Origin of the sequence: Mesorhizobium kowhaii (genome assembly GCF_003253745.1) — a bacterium.
Taxonomy (GTDB): Bacteria; Pseudomonadota; Alphaproteobacteria; order Rhizobiales; family Rhizobiaceae; genus Mesorhizobium; species Mesorhizobium kowhaii.
In genome coordinates this window covers 330,906-349,318 of the sequence record NZ_MZXV01000076.1, presented here as the reverse complement: position 1 = coordinate 349,318, position 18,413 = coordinate 330,906, and the positions used below count along the sequence as shown (strand labels likewise).

Genomic DNA, 18,413 nt, shown 5'->3' with positions numbered 1-18,413 from the left:
GCAGTCCGGCCGCACGGGCCGAGCCGCCGCCCAAAACCCCAAACAAGGCGCCAGAGACTCACAAATACGAGCGAAATCCCTGCAATTTCTGCCCCCTCAACATCCCGGGCTACTGCGCAACAGGCCCACAAGGGGAGAAGGAAAGAGCCGCGCCGCACGCCGCAATTGCCGAAAAGCCAAAACATTGATATGAGCCACGCCATGGAAGAGCTTTTTGGCGATCCGGCCTATAAGGGGTTCGTGCTGCAGGACAGAAAACGCCTGCCGTCGCGTTTCTCCGCGCGCGTGTCCGGCGCACTGACCAGCCGACTTACCTAGACCGACCTGTCCAGGTCGTTTAGCCGGACTGATGATCCGGCATCTGCTCTTTCCCATTCTCATATCGACGGATTTACGCACATGAGCGCACCGCGCACCCTCTACGACAAGATTTTCGATGACCACGTCGTCGACCGACAGGACGACGGCACCTGCCTGCTCTACATCGACCGCCACCTCGTCCATGAAGTGACCAGCCCGCAGGCCTTCGAAGGCCTGCGCCTGAGCGGCCGCAAGGTCCGGCATCCGGAAAAGACGCTGGCCGTGGTCGATCACAATGTCTCGACCTCGCCCGAGCGCAAGTTCGGCATCAAGAACGAGGAAAGCCGTATCCAGGTCGAGGCGCTGGCCAAGAACGCCAAGGATTTCGGCGTCGAATATTACTCCGAGAACGATATCCGCCAGGGCATCGTCCACATCATCGGCCCGGAGCAAGGTTTTACGCTGCCCGGCATGACCATCGTCTGCGGTGACAGCCACACGTCGACGCATGGCGCTTTCGGCGCGCTGGCGCACGGCATCGGCACGTCCGAGGTCGAGCATGTGCTGGCAACGCAGACGCTGATCCAGCGCAAGGCCAAGAACATGCTGGTGCGTGTCGACGGCCAGTTGCCGGATGGCGTCACCGCCAAGGACATCATCCTCGCCATCATCGGCGAGATCGGCACCGCCGGCGGCACCGGCTATGTCATCGAATATGCCGGCGAGGCGATCCGTGCGCTGTCGATGGAAGGCCGCATGACGATCTGCAACATGTCGATCGAGGGCGGCGCGCGCGCCGGCCTGATCGCCGCCGACGAGACGACCTTCGCCTATGTCAAGGATAAGCCGCGCGCCCCGAAGGGCGCGGCCTGGGATGCGGCACTCGAATACTGGAAGACGCTGCAATCCGACGAGGGCGCGCATTTCGACAAGGTGATCGTGCTCGATGCGGCCAAGCTGCCGCCGATCGTCTCCTGGGGCTCCTCGCCCGAGGATGTCGTGTCGGTGCAAGGCATCGTGCCGAACCCGGACGACATCACCGATGAAAACAAGCGCACCTCCAAGCAGCGCGCGCTCGACTATATGGGTCTGACGCCGGGCACCAGGATCACCGACATCACGCTCGACCGCGTCTTCATCGGTTCCTGCACCAATGGCCGCATCGAGGACCTGCGCGCCGTCGCCAAGGTGGTCGAAGGCAAGACGGTCAGCCCGCATGTCGATGCGATGATCGTGCCGGGCTCCGGCCTGGTCAAGGAACAGGCGGAAGCCGAAGGCCTCGACAAGATCTTCGTCGCCGCCGGCTTCGACTGGCGCGAGCCGGGCTGCTCGATGTGCCTTGCCATGAATGACGACCGGCTGAAGCCGCATGAACGCTGCGCCTCGACCTCGAACCGCAATTTCGAAGGCCGGCAAGGCTTCAAGGGCCGCACCCATCTGGTGTCGCCGGCGATGGCGGCGGCGGCGGCGATCGCCGGCCACTTCGTCGACATCCGCGAGTGGAAATAGCGCGCGGCTTCCAGCTGCGAATGCATGCCAGGCCCCGGACCGCTTGCGGCTCCGGGGTCTTTTTTCATTCGCCCCGTCCGCATATTCCCTTTCGCTTAACCGCTTGTTTGGGCTTGCGCTCTAAGGTCTTCCCTGACGTAAGCGAGGGGAAGTCACAGTCCTTTGGACACCGGCCTGTTCATAGCGCTGCTCAATCCGACGATCGCGCTGGCACTCGGCGCGGCCTTCCTCGTGCTATGGTCCTATCAGCGCCACCGCCCCTATCTCGCCGTGCTGGCGATCAGCTACAGTGTCTCGGCGCCCGGCTTCCTGCTGCAGTATTTCACCTTGCCCATCGGCATGCAGCTGACCAAGGTGGCGTCGAACATCTGCTTCACAATTGCCGGCTGCTGCCTGTCCAGCGCCATCGTCCACCGCTATGGCCGCAAGGTGCCCTATGTGGGGATCGGCGTGCTGGCCGGCGGTGGCCTGGCGTCGTTGTGCTGGTTCCTGTTTGTCGCGCCGGATCTCACCTGGCGCATCCTGGCGATGAATTTCGCCTTCGGTGGGCTCAGTCTCCTGGTCGCCGCCGAACTGCGGCCGGTGCGCCGCAACGGCCCGACCGAAAAAATCCTCTTCGTTCTGTCGCTGCTGTCGGGCCTGAACTTCTTCGTGCGCACCCTTGTCGTCGTCATCGCGCACGGACCCTTCACCAGCTATGACGGGTTCTATGGCTCGTCCTACTGGACGACGGCGCTGCTGTCGCACGCGCTGCTTTCGCTGCTCATTGCGCTCTGCCTGTTCTCCGCCGCCGCACTTGACGTGATGAAAGTGCTGAAGACCGAGACCTATACCGACCCGCTTTCGGGTCTTCTCAATCGCCGTGGCTTCGAGGAGCGGGGCATGCTGCTGCTGCGGCACTGCGCCACGGCCCGCTTCCCGGTCGCGCTGGTGCTGGCCGACCTCGATCATTTCAAGGCGCTCAACGACGTGCACGGGCATGCGGCGGGCGACCGCGTGATCGCCGACTTCGCCGCCAAGCTTCGGTTGGGCGCCGGGTCGCGCGGCGTTGCCGGGCGTATCGGCGGCGAGGAATTCGCCGTGCTGCTGCCCCTCAGCGATCTCGCCGCCGCGCGGCTGTTCGCCGAAGCCGTGCGTACACTCTATTCGGCCGGCCACGTCGACGGGCTTCCTGTCGGCACCAAGGTGACAGCCAGCTTCGGCGTGGCGGCCCGCAGCGGCGACGAGGCACTGGAGCCGCTGATGCGTCGTGCCGACGACGCGCTCTACAAGGCCAAGAAGAACGGCCGCGACAGCGTGCGCCTGTCTTACGAGCGCCCGGAAACGGTGTTCGTGCCGGAGCCTCTAAGGACCGGCTGATCCTGTCCGGCCGAGCCAGCGTTAACGTCTTCTTCGCCCGTCAATGTTTAGCTGTCGGCGCGGGTTCGATAAGACTATGAGTGGCGCCAATTTCATCCTGCTGATCAATGTGTCGGTTGCCGGCCTGCTGGCGGCTTCCTTCATGGCGGTCGCGTTGCATGAGGCCGGCCGTGCGTCGCCGCGCTGGCTGGCGTTCGGCTACCTCCTGGGCATGGTGTATTTCGCCATCGAATTCAGCATTCCCGCCTTCGACAATGCGCGCCCGGTGGTCGTTGTCGCTTTCGCGGTGTTTCTTGGCGCCACCATCGCGTTCAATGGCGGGCTGGCGCACAAATACGGCGTGGCGCCGCCATGGACGCCGATGCTGTTCTTCCTGGTCGCCACCTCTGTCGCGGTATATTTCGTCCAGGACCTGCCGCGCCAGTCGCTGGTCCGCATGATGGCCTACCAGCTTCCCTATGCGGTCATGCAGTTCATTGGTCTCGCCATCGTCTGGTCGTCGAAGCAAAGGCACGCCCGTCTCGACCGCATCCTGATGGCGGTGCTGGCGGCCAGCGGGGTGCAGTTTGCCTCAAAGCCGTTCATCGCGCATGCGCTCGGCGGCTGGGGTGCCAACCCGCAGGCCTATCTGCAAAGCAGCTACGCGCTGGTGTCGCAGTCGCTCGGCACCGTCTTCGGCCTGGCGCTGGCGCTGCTGATGCTGGCCATCCTGGTTCGCGACCTGCTCGCCGAGGTGACGTCGAAGTCGGAGACGGACACGCTCTCGCGCCTGCTCAACCGCGGTGGCTTCACCCGCCGCGCGGAGCTGGCGGTGCTTGGCGCGGTGCGGCAAGGCGTGCCGGTCGCGCTGGTCATCGCCGACCTCGATCACTTCAAGAGCGTCAACGACAGTTTCGGCCATGCATCCGGCGACCGCGTGATCGAGACCTTTGCCGGTTTCCTGCGCGAGGCCGCCGCCGGCCACCATGTCTCCGGCCGCATTGGCGGCGAAGAGTTCGCCATCATCCTGCCGGGAACCAACCTTGCCGCCGCCCGGCTGTTCGCCGAGGGCACACGCAGTGCTTTCAGCGCGCTGCCCATCGACGGCCTGCCGGCGGACAATCGCTGTACGGCGAGCTTCGGCGTCGCCGAACTTCATCCGAGCGAAGCTTTTGCCGATCTGATGCGGCGCGCCGACCAGGCACTCTATCAGGCGAAGAATGCCGGGCGCGATTGCGTGCGTGTTTCCGCCGGGCCGGACGGCAACTGGTCGTCAGCCGGGATCGAAGCTGAAGCGCGCCGCGTTTGAACGGTGCGCGACGACATGCATTAGCGGCAAGGGCTGAGCTCGGGCATCTCGCCGTCGGAAAGCCCGTACATATAGCTGCGGCCCTTCACGAACACCGGCGGCCGGTAGCAATCGCTGTAACCGGTGATTTCGTCGGCTTCATTCTCGTAGATCACCTTGGGTTGGCCGGCGCTGGTGTAGTCGGACATTTGTTTGGCCAATCTGCCTTTGCCGACCAGGATGCGCTTGTAGCCGGCGGCGCTGTCGATGACGAGATTGCCGAACGAATCGGCGTAGACGCGATCCTGGTGACGTGCGCCGGCGAGCACTGGCGCTGCCAGGCCAACGACGGAAGCCGCCACGATGAGCGCCGCAAGGCGCATTCTTCCCGAGTTCGAACGCATGGCGTCCTCCTTGTTTAGAGGAAAGCCTCCTCGAATCAGAAATTAACCTTTTCTTAACCTTTGTTAAGAGGTTGGCGCGCTTCGCGGCGATGTCTCGGTAAACATGGTTAATATCCGACTGGGTGGAAAACCCGGTGGCCATCTTTCGGCCATGCTTGGCCGCACCATCGCGGCCGGCGTCCAGGTCGGCGTCGGATGACCTTGATCTTGGCAATGCATCGTGGCCAGTTTGCCGCGCGGGAGGGACAGCATATGGCGTTACGCCGGACGTTTCGGGTGATGCTTGCCCTGTCGCCGCTTCTGGTCGCCATGGCCTGTGTGCCAAATCCTCCGAAAGCCGCCGTCACTGATGTGTCCACGCCGCAGCCGCGCACCGCGACCTACACTTGCGCCGACGGCGTCAGGATGACCATCGAGAATCTCGGCACCTCGGTGCGTGTTGTCGGTCCCGACGGCGCCAGCGAGGATATGCTGGCCTCGCCGGCCAACCAGAACAGCCGTTACGAGCAGGCGCATGACGCGATTGTGATCGATGGCCGCGAAGCGCTGGTCATGAAGGCTGGGTCGACGCCGGTGACCTGCAAGCGCTAATCAGGTGCATCGATATTCAGGTGAGGCCGGCCTGCAAATGGCGGCTTCCTGCGCTTCCGGTGCTCACGTACCAAAAGTACGCTCCGCTCCGGTTCTCGGAACCACCATTTTCGGCTCGGCCTGACCTGAATCTCAATACACCTGGGCGCTATGCCGGACCGGCATGGTGCACTGCAGCGATATCGAGCCGACTTCGAGCCGTCGGCCCCTAATCGATTGAAGCGCGAGCCTGCCCTTTAGTCAGACTAAATTACGTTTTCGAAACGGTTTTCTGGCTTTGACGCGGTGCAAAAAGAGCATTAGAAACCGGCTGTCCGAAGTCGCAACCGGAAGCGGCAATGCCGCATTTCCACCTGAGGCTCCAGGGACGCCGAACTGGGGGAGCCATGAGCAAATCACCAGCCACCCGCGAATTTGCCAGACGTGAACGGCCACTTTCGCCGCACCTGACCGTGTACCGGCCGCCGATCACCATGACGATGTCGATCATCCATCGCATCACCGGTGGCGCGCTCTACTTCGGCACGCTGCTGGTCGCCATATGGCTGATGGCGACGGCAAGCTCGCAGGCGACGTTCGACTGGGTCAACTGGGCCCTCGGCACCTGGCTCGGCCGGCTCATCCTGTTCGGCTACACCTGGGCGCTGATGCACCACATGCTGGGTGGCGTGCGCCATCTGGTATGGGACACCGGTGCCGGCCTCCAGAAGCACACGGCCTCGAAGATCGCCTGGGCGACGCTGGCCGGCTCGATCCTGCTTACGCTGCTGATCTGGATTGCCGGCTATATGGCGCGGGGAGCCTGATCATGAGCACTGGAAAGACCGATATGCGCACGCCGCTGGCGAAAGTCCGCGGCCTGGGTTCGGCCCGCGAGGGCACAGGACATTTCTGGCGCCAGCGCCTCACCGCCATCGCCAACATCCCGCTGACGCTGTTCTTCGTCGGTTTCCTGATAGCGCTCAACGGCGCCAGCCACGCCGAGGTGCGGGCAGCGCTCGCCAATCCGTTCGTGGCGCTGGTGCTCGCCCTGGTGCTCATCTCCGGGCTCATCCATATGCGGCTCGGCATGCAGGTGATCATCGAGGATTATGTGCATGGCGAAGGCATGAAGCTGGCGCTGATCGCGCTCAATACATTTTTCACCATAGCGGTCGGCGTCGCCTCGATCTTCGCCCTGCTCAAGCTGACATTCGGAGGCTGAGTTGGCCAAGGACGCAAAAGGGGCCAACACCGGTTCCGCTTATACCTATGTCGACCACAAATTCGACGTCGTGGTCGTCGGCGCCGGCGGTGCCGGCCTGCGCGCCACGCTCGGCATGGCCGAACAGGGCCTGCGCACCGCCTGCATCACCAAGGTGTTTCCGACCCGTTCGCACACGGTGGCGGCGCAAGGCGGCATTGCCGCGTCGCTGTCCAACATGGGCCCCGATTCCTGGCAGTGGCACATGTACGACACCGTCAAGGGCTCGGACTGGCTGGGCGATGTCGACGCCATGGAATATCTGGTGCGCGAAGCGCCGGCGGCGGTCTACGAGCTCGAACATTATGGCGTGCCGTTCTCGCGCACCGAAGAGGGCAAGATCTACCAGCGGCCGTTCGGCGGCCACATGATGAATTACGGCGAAGGCCCGCCGGTGCAGCGCACCTGTGCGGCGGCCGACCGCACCGGCCACGCCATCCTGCACACGCTCTACGGCCAGTCGCTGAAGAACAATGCGCAGTTCTTCATCGAGTATTTCGCGCTCGACCTGATCATGGAACCGGACGGCACCTGCACCGGCGTCGTCGCCTGGAACCTCGATGACGGCACCATCCATCGTTTCTCGGCCAAGATGGTGGTGCTGGCGACCGGCGGCTACGGCCGCGCCTACTTCTCGGCGACGTCGGCGCACACCTGTACCGGCGACGGCGGCGGCATGGCGGCACGCGCCGGCTTCCCGCTGCAGGACATGGAGTTCGTGCAGTTCCACCCAACCGGCATCTATGGCGCCGGCTGCCTGATCACCGAAGGCGCGCGCGGCGAGGGCGGCTATCTCGTCAACTCCGAGGGCGAGCGCTTCATGGAGCGCTACGCGCCGTCGGCCAAGGACCTTGCCTCGCGCGACGTCGTCTCGCGCTGCATGACGCTGGAGATCCGCGAAGGCCGTGGCGTCGGCAAGAAGAAGGACCACATCTTCCTGCATCTCGACCATCTCGATCCGGCCGTGCTGCACGAGAGGCTGCCCGGCATTTCGGAATCGGCGAAAATCTTTGCCGGCGTCGACCTGACCAAGGAGCCGATCCCGGTGTTGCCGACGGTGCACTACAATATGGGCGGCGTGCCGACCAATTACTGGGGCGAGGTGCTCAATCCGACGCCGAGGAGCCCGGACAAGGTGTCGCCCGGCCTGATGGCGGTCGGCGAGGCGGGCTGCGCCTCGGTGCACGGCGCCAACCGGCTGGGTTCGAACTCGCTGATCGACTTGGTGGTGTTCGGGCGCGCGGCGGCGATCCGGGCCGGCCAGGTCATCGACCGCAAGTCGGCGATCCCCGCGCCCAATGAAGCCTCGGTCGAGAAGATCATGGATCGCTTCGATCGGCTGCGCCACGCCAATGGCTCGACGCCGACGGCGGTGTTGCGCGAGAAGATGCAGAAGGCGATGCAGGAAGACGCGGCGGTGTTCCGCACGCAGGAATCGCTGGAGAATGGCTGCAAGCGCATTTCGGAAATTTGGACCGAACTGAAGGACATCAAGGTGTTCGACCGCTCGATGATCTGGAACTCCGACCTGGTCGAAACGCTGGAGCTGGAAAACCTGATGGCCAACGCCATCACCACGGTCTATGGCGCCGAGGCGCGCAAGGAGAGCCGCGGCGCGCATGCGCGGGAGGACTTTTCGGCCCGCGACGACAAAGTCTGGCGCAAGCACACGCTGGCCCGGCTCAGCGAAGACGGCAAGGTGACGCTGTCCTATCGGCCGGTGCACACCGAGCCGCTGCTGGCGGAGAAGGACGGCGGCATCAGCCTCGCCAAGATCGCGCCCAAGGCCAGGGTGTACTGATGATGGCGCCGGCGGCAGTGGGATATTCCGGTACGCCCCTTCCGGCCAAGCTCGGCCTGAAGGACGGGATGACCGCCGCTTTTATCGCGCTGCCATCGGAACTCGATGGCCTGACCGGTGCCGTGGCCTTTGCCGATGTCGACAGGCTGGTCGATTGGTCTGACATTTCGGGAACGACCCTGAAATACGATGCCGTTCATGCCTTCACCCGGCAGCGTGCCGAGATCGAGGATCGCCTCGGCGATGTCGAGGCGGCGATCAAGCGCGACGGCGTGATCTGGGTGTCCTGGCCGAAGAAGGCGTCGAAGGTGGCTACCGACGTCACCGAGGGCGTCGTTCGCGCAGAGGCGCTGAAGCGCGACCTGGTCGATGTGAAAGTCGCCGCCGTCAATGAAATCTGGTCCGGGCTGAAGCTCGTCATCCGAAAGGACCGCAGGTAATGGTCGAACTGACGCTCCCCAAGAACTCGCAGATCAAGCAAGGCAAGACCTGGCCGAAGCCGGAAGGCGCCACCAATTTGCGCGAGTATCGCATCTACCGCTGGTCGCCGGACGATGACGAGAACCCGCGCATCGACACCTATTTCGTCGACATGGACGATTGCGGACCGATGGTGCTCGACGCGCTGCTCTGGATCAAGAACAAGATCGACCCGACGCTGACCTTGCGCCGCTCGTGTCGCGAGGGCATTTGCGGCTCCTGCGCCATGAACATCGACGGCTCCAACACGCTGGCCTGCACCAAGGGCTGCGACGACATTTCCGGCGCCGTCAAGGTCTACCCGCTGCCGCATATGCAAGTGGTCAAGGATCTGGTGCCCGACCTCACCAATTTCTATGCCCAGCACGCCTCGATCCAGCCCTGGCTGAAGACGGTGTCGCCGGAGCCGGCCAAGGAATGGCTGCAGAGCCATGAGGACCGCGAAAAGCTGGATGGCCTCTACGAGTGCATATTGTGCGCCTGCTGCTCGACCTCGTGTCCGAGCTACTGGTGGAACGGCGACCGCTATCTCGGTCCGGCAACGCTGCTGCAGGCCTATCGCTGGCTGATCGATTCCCGCGACGAGGCCAAGGGCGAGCGGCTCGACAATCTCGAAGACCCGTTCCGGCTCTATCGCTGCCACACCATCATGAACTGCGCGCAGACCTGCCCTAAGGGCCTCAACCCGGCCAAGGCGATCGCCGAGATCAAGAAGATGATGGTGGAGAGAAGGGTGTAATTTCGATGGGGGGCTCGCCTCATCCGTTGCGATCCTTCGCGCCCCCCTCTGTCCTGCCGGACATCTCCCCCACTTGGGGGGAGATTGGCTATCATCGCCGTTTTCGCCAATCGCTTGCGATGCAGGAAGCGTCCTTCAACGCCTAAGGAGAGCGCTGGGTGCCGAAGCTGCCAATCTCCCCCCAAGTGGGGGAGATGTCCGGCAGGACAGAGGGGGGCGTTGTCCCGCCGACGTCAAGAGTTCTGCTCTGTCGCGCAGCTCGGATGTCTGTCAAAATCATGCTGCCCAAGAATCGATAGAAAATAGTCAATCCAATGACTGATAGCGAATTGCCCATTCTCTCCCCCATCGAAGCCCGCGTCCTCGGCTGCCTGATCGAGAAGAAGGAGCTGACGCCGGATGTCTACCCGCTGACGCTCAACGGCGCGCATGCCGCGGCCAACCAGAAGACGGCGCGCGAGCCGGTGATGTCGGTCGAGCTTGTCGAGGTCAGGCGGGCGCTGAGCCAGCTGGAGCAGAAGGGCCTGGTCCGGCAGGTCTTCGCGTCGCGCGTCGAGCGCTACGAGCATCTGGTGGCGCAGCGTTTCTCGCTCACTTCGGCGCAGATCGCGCTGATCGGCCTGATGCTGTTGCGCGGCGCGCAGACGGCGCATGAATTGCTGGCGCGGGCCGAGCGCATGGCGCGGTTTTCGTCGATCGATGCGCTGCGCACCGATCTCGACCTGCTGATCGGCCGCCGGCCGCCGCTGGTGATGCTGATCGAGCGCGGTCCCGGCCAGCGCGAGGAGCGCTTTATGCATCTGCTCAGCGGCGCGGTGCAGATCGCGGCCATCGCCATGCACCAGGCCCCGTCGTCGGCCGTCTCAGCGGCCTCCGGCCTCGAAGAGCGCGTCAGCGCCCTCGAGGAAGAGGTTGCTAGGCTGCGCGCCCGCATCGAGGCGCTGACCGGCGAAGGAAGCTAACGACCGTTCGACCCGGGCTGGTTTCAGACGATCATTGTGGAAGTTGGTGCCGCCCCTCATCACCCTGCCGGGTGTTCGTTGTTCGAAAAGCCAAGCATTTGGCTTTTCGTCCGCTTCGCGGACACGCCTCAACTCCCCGTATAGGGACGGGGAGAAGGGGCTGGCCGCGATGCCGGCGTCCTTTTTGCAACGCTGATGATTGGCGAAACCGTGGATGAGAGCGCCCCTCTCCCCGTCATAATACGGGGAGAGGATGCCGGCAGGCAGGTGAGGGGCAGCGCAAACGCCTGCAGGTTCTGCGATGTTGTTCACCCAAGCCTGGCGTCGAGTGATACCTTGATGGCGCCGAGTGCCTTCGAGACCGGGCATTCAGCCTTGGCCTTTTCGGCCAGCTCCTTGAATTTCGCCGCGTCGATGCCCGGAACCTTGCCGACCACCGTGATGGCGCTGCCGGTGATGCCGGTGCCGGGAACCAGCGTCACCACCGCCTTGGCGTCGAGCTCGGTGGCGGGTGTGCCGTTCTCGGCCAGGAAGTGCGAGAACTGCATGGCGTAACAGCCGGCGTGGGCCGCGGCGATCAACTCTTCCGGATTGGTGCCGGATTTGCCGCTCTCATCCTCGAAGCGCGCCTTGAACGAATAGGGCGTGCCCTTCAGGGTGCCGCTCTGCGTGTCGAGCGTGCCTTTGCCCTCTTTGAGATTGCCTTTCCAGACGGCGTTTGCGGTGCGGTCCATGAATTCCTCCTTGAGTGTTTCGATTGCGCCGGCCCGGCGCCAGCGTTGCTCTCAACTATAGCGCGGGCACGCCGGAAGGCCACCGCGCTGTTTCGGCGCGGGTGCAATGCCGGCGGCGCAATGAAATTTTTCTGAAAAAATGTGCGTGCAAAAATGTCGACTTCCATCTGCCCCGGCCGTCCTGCGGGCGGCCACGGATTTCGTGGCGGATGGAGGTTCACATGAACGATCTGTTTTCTGCTCACTGGACAAGCACCGGCCGCAAGGCTGGTGAACAAGAAATCGACTGGTTGCAGCAGCCCGCGTCCGGCTTCGGCCGGCTGCTTGTGGCGGTCGCCATCATCGGGGTCGGGGTGTGCTTTCTCGATCACGCGGCGGGCAAAGGCCCGGCTGACAGCTTGATCGCCTCATCCTATGATTCGTCACGATAAGGGAGATGGACATGCAATATGTTTGCCTGGTCTACGGTGAGGAAAAAGATCTCCATGCCATGACGACAGAGCGTCTGGCCAAGCTCGACGCCGATTCGCTGGCCTATGACCGGTCATTGGACCAACGTGGGATGCTGATTATCGCGCAGGCGCTGCAACCGGTGAAAACCTCGAAAACCGTTCGCAGGCGCAAGGGCAAGAGGCTGATCACCGACGGCCCGTTCGCCGAGACCAAGGAGCAGTTGCTCGGTTTCGTCATGATCGAGGCGAAAGATCTCGACGAGGCGCTGGAAATCGCCGGCGAGATCCCTCTGGCTGAAATCGGCACCATCGAGGTGCGCGCGATCTACAACGTGCCGGGATCATAGATCCTGCCATGCGTTGCGGTCATTTGGAAACCTGGGGCGTTCGGTCGAGCGAACGTCCCGATTTCCGGCGCAACTATTGCGTGTTGAAGCAACGCAAGAGTTCTCCTATCGTCGCCGGGGATTTTGGGGGATTCGACATGCCTTTCCTGATTGCTATCCTTGGCGTGTTGGGCGCGGCGGCGTTCTGGTGGTACCGGATGAAGGCGATGAACGAGGCGGCGCGTGACGTTGCCGATGTCATCGGCCGGGTCCAGGGCTCCGTGCGCCGCAAGAAGCTGCGCAAGCAGGCGGCCCTGTCGCCATTGACGGCGATCGACGATCCGGTGGTGGCGGCGGCGACGCTGATCACCGCCATCGTCTCCGAGGACGGGCCTGTGCTGCCGCAGCGCGAGGCTGTCATTCGCGCGGTGATTTCCGAGATCGCCGACAAGAAGAAGACCGACGAAGCGGTGATCTACGCCAAATGGGCAGCATCACAGATCGACGACACCACGATCGTCATCGACAAGCTGGCGCCGTTCCTGCGCGAACGGCTCGACGTGGCCGAGCGAAACGATCTGCTGCAGATGGTCAACCGCGCCGCACAAGGCGGCGAGAAACGCCTCGAAATATCCGACCAGCGCATATTGCGGCTGCGGCAGAAGCTGGGTTTCGAGGTCAACTAGGTTGCGCTGATGTTCAGGTCGGGCCGGCCTGGCCTGAATCTCAACACACCTGGCATGTCCGTGAGACGGCTCAGATCGCCTCGCCTTTCAACAGTCTTGGCGTGCCGGCGGAAAGCCCGGACGCCTGGCGGATAAAAAACTCCTTCAGCCGCGGCATGCGTTCGACCAAGCCGAGCCCGATGTCACGGACGGTGCGCAGCGGGCCGATGTCGTTGGAAAACAGCCGGTTCAGGACGTCTGTCGTGACGCCCATCTGCACGGTGTCGAAGCGCCGCCACTGCTGGTAGCGTTCGAGCACGTCAAGCGCGCCGATGTCCTGGCCGAGGCGGTCGGCCTCGACGATCACTTCGGCCAAAGCGGCGACATCCTTGAAGCCGAGATTGAGGCCCTGGCCGGCGATCGGGTGGATGCCGTGGGCGGCGTCGCCGGCGAGCGCGATGCGCGGCGCGACGAAGGCGCGCGCGATGGTCAGGCCGAGCGGCCAGGCGCGCGGCTTGTCGGCGACGCGGATTTCGCCAAGCTTCATGCTGAAACGCTGTTCGAGTTCGTGCTCGAAGACGAGATCGTCACCGGCAACCAACTTCTCGGCATCCTGCGTGCGCTCGACCCAGACGATCGACGAGCGGTTGGTGCCGTCCTCGCCGGGCTTGAGCGGCAGCGTGGCAAACGGGCCGGCCGGCAGGAAATGTTCTTCCGCACGGCCATTGTGCGGGCGTTCATGCGCCACCGTGCAGACGATGCCGGACTGGCCATATTCCCACTTCACCGTCTTGATGCCGGCCATGTCGCGCAGCTTCGAGTTGACGCCGTCGGCGGCGACCAGCAGCCGGGTCTTCAGCGTCGCGCCGTCGGCAAGATGCACGGTGATGCCGGCGCCGTTGGTCTCAAAACCCTGCACGGCGACGCCCTCGATGATGTCGATGCCGAGTTTCTCGGCGCTGGCCCGCAAGGCGCCGTTCAGCGCCCGGTTGGCCACCATATGCGCAAAGGGCTCGCCCGGCGCGATCTCGCCGTCGAAGGTCAGGAAGACCGGGCGCACCGGATCGGAGGTGCGCGAATCGGTGATGATCATCTCGGTGATCGCCTGGGCCTGCGGCGCAATCTCGGCCCACACGCCGAGCTGGTCGAGCATGCGGCAGGCGGCGGCGGCAATGGCCGATGCGCGGCCATCCCTTTGCCAGGCGCCGGCGGGCGCGGCATCGACAAGGGCGACGGCAAGGCCCGGACGCGCCTGCTTCAGCGAGACGGCCGCGGCAAGGCCGACATAGCCGGCGCCGGCGACCAGAACGTCGAGCCCAAACCTTGTTTTCGCGCTTGGCCTGGTTTTCGCGTCGGTCTTGCGTTCCATCTTCTTCGCTCCTTGCACGCCGACCGGGTCTTGCGCCCTTGACTGCCTGTCCGTCCTGTCGGAAACCGCCATAACACTTCTGCGGCAAGGGCGCGAAAATATGACGGCTGCCATGGACGAGCTTCTCGGCATTCTCGACCTCGAGAAGCTGGAACACAATCTGTATCGTGGTCGCAGCCCCTTGCTCGACTGGCAGCGCGTCTTCGGCGGCCAGACCATCGCCCAGGCGCTGGTGGCGGCACAGCGAACCGTCGACCCCGATCGCCACGTGCATTCGCTGCACGGCTATTTCATGCGGCCCGGCGACACCAAGGTGCCGATCGTCTACGAGGTCGACCGGATCCGCGATGGCGGCTCCTTCACCACACGCCGCGTGGTGGCGATCCAGCACGGCCAGGCGATCTTTTCGCTGGAAGCCTCGTTCCAGCAGGATGAGGTCGGCCTCGAACACCAGGTGCCGATGCCGCAGGACGTCCCGGGGCCAGACACCTTGCTGTCGCAGCGCGAGTTGCTGGGCAAGTTCGGCGAGGCGGTGCCCGAAGGCATCAAGCGCTACTGGGAGCGCGACCGGCCGATCGAGATGAAGCCGGTGATGCTGAAGCACTACACCAGCCGCGAAAAGCTGGAGCCGAAGCAGAACATCTGGATCCGCACGACCGGTCCGGTGCCGGCGGACCGCGCCATGCAGGCGGCGGTGCTCGCCTATCTTTCCGACATGACGCTGCTCGACACGTCGACCTTCGCGCATGGCCGGGCCATTTTCGATCGCGATATCCAGGCGGCGAGCCTCGATCACGCCATGTGGTTCCATCGCAGCCATCCGCTCGACGACTGGATGCTCTACACGCAAGACAGCCCGTCGACACAAGGGTCGCGCGGCTTTACGCGCGGCTCGCTGTTTGCCCGCGACGGCACGCTTATCGCCTCGGTTGCGCAGGAAGGGCTGATCCGGCTCAAGCGATCGCCTACAGAGTAGGCATTTTGCAAAAATTGCCTAATTTTTAAGCAGTCACTTTGCCGGCGTTGCGTGCACGTCGCCGCGTTAGTCGCTTCAATTCCTTTGTTTACAACAGGTTAACACCCTGCTTCGGCAATTGGCACGGAGCTTGAATCCTCGTGGGCACTCTCCGGCTCTTTGGGATCGGTGAAGTCGTGCAAACGCGGGGGACCGCAACAGCAAAGGGTGAAACCTTATGAAAATCGTGATGGCAATCATCAAGCCGTTCAAGCTCGACGAGGTACGCGAAGCGCTTACCGCCGTCGGCATCCAGGGCCTGACCGTCACCGAAGTCAAAGGCTACGGGCGTCAGAAGGGGCATACGGAAATCTATCGCGGTGCGGAATACGCGGTCAGTTTCCTGCCGAAGATCAAGATCGAAGTCGCGGTCAGTGCCGACATGGTCGACAAGGCCGTCGAAGCCATCACCGCGGCCGCCAAGACCGGCCAGATCGGCGACGGCAAGATCTTCGTTTTCGGCATCGATCAGGCGGTGCGCATCCGCACCGGCGAAACAGACACCGACGCGCTCTGAGCGGCGAACACGTATTCCAATGGAGAGTTCAATGAATATACCTTCCACCTTGAAGACGACGGGACGCGCCGCCCTTTTGGGGTCGCTCGCTCTCGCAGCATTGGGCACGGTCACCGCCTTCGCGCAGGAAGCGGCTCCCGCCGCGGCCGCGGCTGCACCGGCTGCCGCCCCCACCCCGGTGCTCGACACCGGCAACACCGCCTGGATGCTGACCTCGACGGCGCTCGTGCTGATGATGACCATTCCGGGCCTGGCGCTGTTTTACGGCGGCATGGTGCGCAAGAAGAACGTGCTCGCCACCATCATGCAGAGCTTTGCCATCACCTGCCTGGTAACGGTGCTGTGGTTCATGTTCGGCTATTCGCTGGCCTTCTCCGACGGCGGCGGCATGAATGCCTATCTCGGCGGCACCTCGAAATTCTTCCATCACGGCATCACCACTGCCTCGCTGTGGCTGCCGGGCGTCGCGAACATTCCTGAATTCGTCTTCTCGATGTTCCAGATGACCTTCGCCATCATCACCCCGGCGCTGATTGCCGGCGCCTTCGCCGAACGCTTCAAATTCTCGGCGCTGCTGATCTTCATGGCGCTGTGGCTGCTCGTCGTCTACGTGCCGATCGCGCATTGGGTCTGGGGTGGCGGCTTCCTCGGCACGGCTGGCGTGCTCGACTTCGCCGGCGGCACGGTCGTCCACATCAACGCCGGTGTCGCCGGTCTGGTCTGCGCGCTGGTTCTCGGCAAGCGCGAAGGCTACGGCACCGCCAACATGGCGCCGCACAACCTGGTCTATTCGGTGATCGGCGCTTCGCTGCTGTGGGTCGGCTGGTTCGGCTTCAACGCCGGTTCGGAACTGGCTGCCGACGGTCTTGCCGGCGCTGCCATGCTCAACACCCAGGTTGCCACCGCAGCTGCGGCGCTGGCCTGGATGTTCGCCGAATGGATCGTCGCCAAGAAGCCCTCCGTGCTCGGCATCATCTCGGGTGCCGTCGCCGGCCTGGTGGCGGTGACGCCGGCTTCCGGCTTCGTCAACCCGACCGGCGCCTTCATCGTCGGCATCGTTGCCGGCGTCCTCTGCTATCTCTCGGCGGTCAAGGTCAAGCACATGTTCGGCTATGACGACTCGCTCGATGCGTTCGGCGTGCACGGCGTCGGCGGCGTCATCGGCGCCCTGCTCACCGGCGTGCTGGCCGATCCGGCGATCAACAGCCTGTCGTCGGGTGCTTCGCTCGGCAAGCAGATCTACGGCGTCGCCGTCACCATCGTGTGGACGGCCGTCGCCACCTTCGTGATCCTCTACATCGTCAAGGCGCTGGTCGGCCTGCGTCCGACGACCCAGGAAGAGGTCGAAGGCCTCGACATCTCCCAGCATGGCGAAGTGGTGCCGTAAGGCCAGCTTAGCCAACGGGGCCGGCGGAACCCTCCTCCCGCCGGCCCCTAATCTGCTTACGCAATTCCGAACGGAAAACCGCTGCGCACTTTTCCTGGAATTGTTTTGAAAAGATCCCGTCGTGACGCTCCCGAAAGGAGCTCACGCATTGAGGCCCGGATTGTATCCGGGCCTCTTTTTTTGGTAAAATTTTCCGACAATACCCATGGTTCGCGCAATCACGTTCTCGTGATGGGCCTTTGGGAAGAAACATCGGCCGCATCGGTTCCGAACTGTGGGGAACGACCGCCATTCCGGCGCTCGTTGCGAACGACAGGGAGGAACCATCTCATGAACTTCAAGAACATCTGCCTCGGAGCGCTCGCGCTTGCCATGGTCAGCGGCACGGCATTTGCCGGCGCTCTGGATGAACCGGACAACATGGCGCCGTTCTTCACCGATGCCAGCATGAAAACCATGAAGCCCAAGGCCGAATTCAAGGCCGCCTGGGATGCGATGGCGAAGGACAAGCAGGGCGCCATGATGAAGGAATGCCAGGACGCGGCCATGAGTAAGCCGCACGCCGAGTTCTGTGCGAACCTGCAGGCGCTTGGCGGCGCCAACTGACACGTCTTGATCGGGCCGAGGTCCGATCTATTTCGCGAAACGAACAATGGCGTGCCTTGTGCCCGCCATTGTCCCGTTGGCCAGGCTGGTGCTCGTCGAAAGGGCTTGCGCAGGATCTCGCGATAACCCGTTCCGGCGGCAGCTTTATCCGCCGGCTCCGTCGTCCATCATGGTGTTTGTCAGCGCCTCGTAGGCCCTGCTGCATGTCTGGGAATGCGGGCAATTCCTGACAATCATCACAGGCGCGACCGTCAGGACAGCCGCGATCAGAATCTGCAGGCCGAGCCCCAGCACTCCAAATCCCTTGCCGAAAAGACCCCTGTACAGAAAATACAGGCCTTGCATCAGACAGGCTGTGGCGAGGATGTGCAGGAGCGGGCCGGTCGCTCTGGCAAAGGGCGTCACGTAGCCATCCGGGAAGCCCACCATGCCGAGTTCGACAAACCAGTGCAGGGCAAGCAGGAGACTGAGCCCTGCCCAGCCCAGAACCGCTACGCGAAGGACGACGGATTGCATGCCTCTATCCACGGTTGGTGGCCCTGCGGCAAAGTCACGGCACCGCTCTTGGGTCGCTTTCCTCGGGCGGCAGGCGGCTCAACCGGCGGTAACGAGGTTTGATCACCTCAACCTCTTATAGTTAATGCGCCCTTAACCTTCCCGCCGATAGTCTGAGACCCGAATCTGCCG

General features: G+C 63.5%; 22 protein-coding genes. 18 read left to right on the top strand and 4 right to left on the bottom strand.

Features of this window, described 5'->3' with window-relative positions:
- From B5V02_RS41245 to B5V02_RS35215, 4 genes are all read left to right on the top strand, one after another.
- Positions 1-318 (top strand): hypothetical protein (locus B5V02_RS41245; RefSeq protein WP_208647189.1); only part of this gene is annotated, 318 nt, incomplete at its 5' end.
- Between the two features lie 81 nt (positions 319-399).
- Positions 400-1,809, top strand: a complete 1,410-nt coding sequence (leuC, locus tag B5V02_RS35225) for a 3-isopropylmalate dehydratase large subunit (protein ID WP_111548534.1) — start codon at positions 400-402, stop codon at positions 1,807-1,809.
- A gap of 162 nt (positions 1,810-1,971) precedes the next feature.
- Positions 1,972-3,168 carry a GGDEF domain-containing protein gene (locus tag B5V02_RS35220; protein ID WP_111548533.1) on the top strand — a complete coding sequence of 399 codons (1,197 nt, stop codon included), beginning with the start codon at positions 1,972-1,974 and terminating at the stop codon, positions 3,166-3,168.
- 76 nt (positions 3,169-3,244) lie between these two features.
- Positions 3,245-4,456, top strand: a complete 1,212-nt coding sequence (locus B5V02_RS35215; protein WP_111548532.1) for a GGDEF domain-containing protein — start codon at positions 3,245-3,247, stop codon at positions 4,454-4,456.
- A gap of 20 nt (positions 4,457-4,476) precedes the next feature.
- On the opposite strand, the gene B5V02_RS35210 is transcribed toward B5V02_RS35215, so the two are convergent.
- Complete coding sequence (locus B5V02_RS35210; protein ID WP_111548531.1) at positions 4,477-4,839, bottom strand: hypothetical protein; 363 nt, start codon at positions 4,837-4,839, stop codon at positions 4,477-4,479.
- Between the two features lie 252 nt (positions 4,840-5,091).
- Between B5V02_RS35210 and B5V02_RS35205 the strand changes: the two genes are divergently transcribed.
- The 7 genes from B5V02_RS35205 to B5V02_RS35170 all read left to right on the top strand — a co-directional run bounded on the left by B5V02_RS35205 (position 5,092) and on the right by B5V02_RS35170 (position 10,655).
- Positions 5,092-5,430, top strand: a complete 339-nt coding sequence (locus B5V02_RS35205) for a hypothetical protein (protein ID WP_111548581.1) — start codon at positions 5,092-5,094, stop codon at positions 5,428-5,430.
- A 386-nt stretch (positions 5,431-5,816) separates the two neighbouring features.
- Positions 5,817-6,236, top strand: a complete 420-nt coding sequence (gene sdhC, locus B5V02_RS35200) for a succinate dehydrogenase, cytochrome b556 subunit (protein WP_111548530.1) — start codon at positions 5,817-5,819, stop codon at positions 6,234-6,236.
- A gap of 2 nt (positions 6,237-6,238) precedes the next feature.
- Positions 6,239-6,634, top strand: coding sequence for a succinate dehydrogenase, hydrophobic membrane anchor protein (sdhD, locus tag B5V02_RS35195; RefSeq protein ID WP_111548529.1), 396 nt, complete (start codon positions 6,239-6,241; stop codon positions 6,632-6,634).
- A 1-nt stretch (position 6,635) separates the two neighbouring features.
- Positions 6,636-8,474: a succinate dehydrogenase flavoprotein subunit gene (gene sdhA, locus B5V02_RS35190; protein WP_111548528.1), complete on the top strand. Its 1,839-nt coding sequence runs from the start codon at positions 6,636-6,638 to the stop codon at positions 8,472-8,474.
- 2 nt (positions 8,475-8,476) lie between these two features.
- The gene (locus B5V02_RS35185) at positions 8,477-8,914 is read left to right on the top strand and encodes a DUF3052 family protein (protein WP_111548580.1); all 438 of its coding nucleotides are present in this window, start codon (positions 8,477-8,479) and stop codon (positions 8,912-8,914) included.
- Positions 8,914-9,693, top strand: a complete 780-nt coding sequence (locus tag B5V02_RS35180; RefSeq protein ID WP_111548527.1) for a succinate dehydrogenase iron-sulfur subunit — start codon at positions 8,914-8,916, stop codon at positions 9,691-9,693. Before B5V02_RS35185 ends, B5V02_RS35180 begins: the two co-directional genes overlap by 1 nt.
- Before the next feature lie 314 nt (positions 9,694-10,007).
- Positions 10,008-10,655, top strand: coding sequence for a YceH family protein (locus B5V02_RS35170; RefSeq protein WP_111548526.1), 648 nt, complete (start codon positions 10,008-10,010; stop codon positions 10,653-10,655).
- 308 nt (positions 10,656-10,963) lie between these two features.
- Here the strand turns inward: B5V02_RS35170 and B5V02_RS35160 are convergent, their stop codons facing one another.
- Positions 10,964-11,389, bottom strand: coding sequence for an OsmC family protein (locus B5V02_RS35160; protein ID WP_111548524.1), 426 nt, complete (start codon positions 11,387-11,389; stop codon positions 10,964-10,966).
- 221 nt (positions 11,390-11,610) lie between these two features.
- Here B5V02_RS35160 and B5V02_RS35155 point away from each other — a divergent pair, with 221 nt between their 5' ends.
- The 3 genes from B5V02_RS35155 to B5V02_RS35145 all read left to right on the top strand — a co-directional run bounded on the left by B5V02_RS35155 (position 11,611) and on the right by B5V02_RS35145 (position 12,853).
- Positions 11,611-11,820, top strand: a complete 210-nt coding sequence (locus B5V02_RS35155) for a hypothetical protein (RefSeq protein WP_111548523.1) — start codon at positions 11,611-11,613, stop codon at positions 11,818-11,820.
- 11 nt (positions 11,821-11,831) lie between these two features.
- A complete protein-coding gene (locus B5V02_RS35150; RefSeq protein WP_111548579.1) occupies positions 11,832-12,188 on the top strand; it encodes a YciI family protein in 357 nt (118 codons plus the stop codon).
- Between the two features lie 137 nt (positions 12,189-12,325).
- Positions 12,326-12,853: a hypothetical protein gene (locus tag B5V02_RS35145; protein WP_111548522.1), complete on the top strand. Its 528-nt coding sequence runs from the start codon at positions 12,326-12,328 to the stop codon at positions 12,851-12,853.
- Between the two features lie 70 nt (positions 12,854-12,923).
- On the opposite strand, the gene B5V02_RS35140 is transcribed toward B5V02_RS35145, so the two are convergent.
- Positions 12,924-14,201, bottom strand: coding sequence for a ubiquinone biosynthesis hydroxylase (locus B5V02_RS35140; protein WP_111548578.1), 1,278 nt, complete (start codon positions 14,199-14,201; stop codon positions 12,924-12,926).
- 100 nt (positions 14,202-14,301) lie between these two features.
- On the opposite strand from B5V02_RS35140, the gene tesB reads away from it, so the two are divergent.
- The 4 genes from tesB (at position 14,302) to B5V02_RS35120 (ending at position 17,726) form a co-directional block, all read left to right on the top strand.
- Complete coding sequence (gene tesB / locus B5V02_RS35135) at positions 14,302-15,177, top strand: acyl-CoA thioesterase II (RefSeq protein ID WP_111548521.1); 876 nt, start codon at positions 14,302-14,304, stop codon at positions 15,175-15,177.
- 217 nt (positions 15,178-15,394) lie between these two features.
- The gene (locus B5V02_RS35130; RefSeq protein ID WP_013528889.1) at positions 15,395-15,733 is read left to right on the top strand and encodes a P-II family nitrogen regulator; all 339 of its coding nucleotides are present in this window, start codon (positions 15,395-15,397) and stop codon (positions 15,731-15,733) included.
- A 49-nt stretch (positions 15,734-15,782) separates the two neighbouring features.
- Entirely contained in the window at positions 15,783-17,120 is a 1,338-nt protein-coding gene (locus tag B5V02_RS35125; protein ID WP_425374451.1) for an ammonium transporter, read from the top strand.
- Between the two features lie 330 nt (positions 17,121-17,450).
- The gene (locus B5V02_RS35120; protein WP_111548519.1) at positions 17,451-17,726 is read left to right on the top strand and encodes a hypothetical protein; all 276 of its coding nucleotides are present in this window, start codon (positions 17,451-17,453) and stop codon (positions 17,724-17,726) included.
- Between the two features lie 144 nt (positions 17,727-17,870).
- On the opposite strand, the gene B5V02_RS35115 is transcribed toward B5V02_RS35120, so the two are convergent.
- Positions 17,871-18,242: a hypothetical protein gene (locus B5V02_RS35115; RefSeq protein ID WP_111548518.1), complete on the bottom strand. Its 372-nt coding sequence runs from the start codon at positions 18,240-18,242 to the stop codon at positions 17,871-17,873.
- Positions 18,243-18,413 lie beyond the last annotated feature (171 nt).